At 60.4% G+C, this 2910-nt stretch carries 4 protein-coding genes, 1 tRNA gene and 1 pseudogene; 5 read left to right on the forward strand and 1 reads right to left on the reverse strand.

Annotation, left to right across the window (positions count from 1 at the left end; genetic code table 11):
* The first annotated feature begins 14 nt into the window (after nucleotides 1-14).
* Nucleotides 15-91: transfer RNA gene (locus tag ACXAJT_RS27460), tRNA-Met, on the forward strand.
* Here the strand turns inward: ACXAJT_RS27460 and ACXAJT_RS27465 are convergent.
* Complete coding sequence (locus ACXAJT_RS27465) at nucleotides 70-489, reverse strand: hypothetical protein (RefSeq protein WP_475242171.1); 420 nt, start codon at nucleotides 487-489, stop codon at nucleotides 70-72. The two genes, ACXAJT_RS27460 and ACXAJT_RS27465, sit on opposite strands and share 22 nt — an antisense overlap.
* A gap of 198 nt (nucleotides 490-687) precedes the next feature.
* On the opposite strand from ACXAJT_RS27465, the gene ACXAJT_RS27470 reads away from it, so the two are divergent.
* The 4 genes and pseudogenes from ACXAJT_RS27470 to ACXAJT_RS27485 form a co-directional block, all read left to right on the forward strand.
* A complete protein-coding gene (locus ACXAJT_RS27470) occupies nucleotides 688-1137 on the forward strand; it encodes a transposase family protein (protein ID WP_475242173.1) in 450 nt (149 codons plus the stop codon).
* A complete protein-coding gene (locus tag ACXAJT_RS27475) occupies nucleotides 1065-1622 on the forward strand; it encodes an ISL3 family transposase (protein ID WP_475242176.1) in 558 nt (185 codons plus the stop codon). Before ACXAJT_RS27470 ends, ACXAJT_RS27475 begins: the two co-directional genes overlap by 73 nt.
* 189 nt (nucleotides 1623-1811) lie before the next feature.
* Nucleotides 1812-2171, forward strand: coding sequence for a transposase (locus tag ACXAJT_RS27480; RefSeq protein ID WP_475242179.1), 360 nt, complete (start codon nucleotides 1812-1814; stop codon nucleotides 2169-2171).
* Nucleotides 2172-2213: 42 nt separating this feature from the next.
* Nucleotides 2214-2438: pseudogene (locus ACXAJT_RS27485) on the forward strand (integrase core domain-containing protein); the annotation flags it as partial.
* Nucleotides 2439-2910: the final 472 nt, after the last annotated feature.

The raw sequence follows: 2910 nt of genomic DNA on the forward strand, positions 1-2910 counted from the left end.
ACACTCGACACTGTCGCGGGATGGAGCAGCCCGGTAGCTCGTCAGGCTCATAACCTGAAGGTCGTAGGTTCAAATCCTACTCCCGCAACCAACTTCCGCGAAAATATCGCCTCGGACGGCGTCGAGTTCACTCGGCGCCGATTTGCGTAGCATCTCCAAAAGATTACTCGACAGCTCCAGACGGTGGCCATCTGCGTCGGCGTCCCAATGAACGACCACGTGGTCGACGATCTCGTGCAACTCATCGGCCGCGCGTCCGGCGACGGCCTCGTCGGAGAGGCTTGCGGCCAGGTCGTTCACCATCGCCCGATAGAGCTCCGGGAGGTTGTCCGGCAGCTCCACTGTCGGCGGAACAATCTCCTGCCGCTTGAGCTTCATTGCTTTCAGCTCCGCGTCCATGGCGTTCAGTCGGGGCAGGAGGACCGCCACGGTGTCGCCGGTCTCGATCGCCCGCAGCAGGTTGCGGTGGCTGGTCTCGAGTTCGCGCACACGTGCATCTTGCAGGCGTAGCGTGTCCTCGGCCGAGCCCGGGCTCTGGGCCAGGTGCTTGCTTTTTGAAGCTCGCCTGGAAGGCCTCGTAGGCCTCGGGCTGCATGAGTTCGCTCCGCAGGGCCGAGAGCACCATTTCCGAGGCGCGTGTCTCCTTGAGGCCGCGGAAGCCGGCACACACGCTCTTGCCCTTCTCCTTTGCGTTGGAGCAGTAGTAGGCCTTGTATTTGTGAACAGGCATGGAAAACTGGTTGCGGGCAGCGGTCTTCCCGTCGGCATGGACGTTATGTCCGGCACCTCAAGGATTTTCCAGCGCATGGTCGTGCTGTGCAGGTACGCTTGTCAGTGCAGCGGTTCCGCTGTGTTGAGGCGAACTGCGCCACGAAAACTTTCAGCGAGCAAGTCCCGGATTGCCTTGCGTGCCGTTATGGTCGTCGGACCGGGCGATTTCAGGACCTCGTCGCCTACCTCGGCCGTGCGATGGGCGGTCGTCCAGCCCAGGCATTGGGGCGGCGACTGCGGTTCGGCCTGAGCAAGGTACCTTTCTCCGCGGGGCTGCGTCAGGTGTGCGGACCATGGGCTGTGAACCGCGCGTCGTCGGGATCGACGACTGGGCCTGGCGCAAGGGACAGCGCTATGGAACGCTGATCTGCGATCTCGAGCGGCGTGCCGTCATCGACCTGCTGCCGGATCGCGAGCCTGCGACGGTCGCTGCCTGGCTGCGTCAGCATCCGCAGATCGAAGTCGTCGCTCGTGACCGAAACGGCGGATACAGGCAGGCAATCTCCGAAGCGCTTCCTGATGCGACCCAGGTTGCCGACCGTTGGCATCTCTTGCAGAACGCGAGCGATGCGTTTTTGGCCGCCGTCCGTCGCGCAATGCCCACCATAAGAAGAACGGCCTGCAGCGCGGCACTGGATCCCGGCATTCTGACTGCGGCGGAACGCCTGCAATTCGAAGGTTTTCAGCGGCGTCAGCAAACCAACGTGATGATCCAGCGCATGGGTTCCGAAGGTGTGCCCATCAAGCGGATCGTCCGGGTCACCGGTCTGAGCCGGGGTCTGGTCCGGCGCGTCCTCCGTGACGAACGAGAAGACGTTTTCCGGCTGCGACAAAGCAGCCTTACTCCCTAGTTCCCGCTGTTGGAGAAGCATTGGCGGGACGGTTGTCGCAATGGCGCTGAACTCTGGCGCCGACTGCGGTCGAACAGTTTCCAAGGAAGTCTCCGCGTCGTCGGTGAATGGGCCACGCGTCAACGCCGCGCCGAGGCCGCCATCCCCCATGGCTCAGGCAAGTGTCCTCCAAGCCGCAAAATTGCCCGCATGATGGCCTCTGGTCGGCACCACCTCTCGAAGACGGACAGCATATTCATCACGCAGGTCGAGCACGCTCTGCCGCAACTGGCGCAGGACCGTCGGCTCCTCGATGCCTTCACCTCCATGGTCCGCAACGGCGAGGAGGACGGGCTGGCTGACTGGTTGGATCAGGCGAAGGCGTCTGGACTGGCGGCCTTTTCGCGCGGGCTCTCTGCCGATCTCGACGCGGTTGCGGCGGCGCTTAGCGAGCCTTGGTCCAACGGCCAGACTGAAGGCCAGATCAACAGGCTGAAGATGCTGAAACGGCAGATGTATGGTGCAGCTGGTATCGACCTCCTTCTTGCACGTATCCAGCATTCGGCATGAAGACGTCACAGAAATTGAGTCGGACCCAAAGTTCGCTGCTGATTGACAAGTCGAGGACGATGGATGGACATCGTCATGATCGAACGGCTATGGCGGTCGCTGAAATAGGAGTGCGTCTACCTCCACGCCTTCGAAACCGGGTCTGCGGCCCGGGCAGGCATCGGCAAGTAGATGACCTTCTACAACACTGAGCCCCCGCATTCGGCACTCGGCGGCAGGACACCGATCGAGGCCCATCAGGGCTCCGGCCTCAAGGCGGCAGCATGATCAAAAGGCAAGTTTAGCAGCGCCGCAAATCTGTCCGCGAAAGGGGGCCACGTCAAACGCCTCCTGCGCGTCCGTGAACTTCGATGCTTTAATGCGTTTTCGCTTCTCTCCCAGCCAAGCATCCCGTCCGGAGAACTCTAAGCTGGACCGAGGACGTTTTCGGGGATCACATCAGTGATCGAACTGCCCCTCAAGCTACCCCGCGCTGAGAAGCTCTAACCGGCATACCAAATAGCGCTTGCACTAAGAAAAAGGTTCTTGGCTTTCTAAGATCCATCTGTGTCGAAACCGTAAATTATTTATGAACGTAGTTTTCCAATTCTGGTTTATTTCGTTGCGCTGCTTTCGTGTTCGTTCGGACGGCGTTAGGCGTATATTATTTCCTAGGGTCAGGACCCATTGATTTGGTTGGACGAGCGTGATTCACCGTTCGAAAACGAGCGGTGAACATGTCTGATCTTTTTTGGCTGAG

The sequence above is a fragment of the Salipiger sp. ABF4_146 genome (genome assembly GCF_056161345.1).

Excerpts from the sequence above, each read along its gene's own strand:
- ACXAJT_RS27475 (WP_475242176.1), top strand. The coding sequence starts at position 1,065 with ATGGGCTGTGAACCGCGCGTCGTCGGGATCGACGACTGGGCCTGGCGC.
- ACXAJT_RS27480 (WP_475242179.1), top strand. The coding sequence starts at position 1,812 with ATGATGGCCTCTGGTCGGCACCACCTCTCGAAGACGGACAGCATATTC.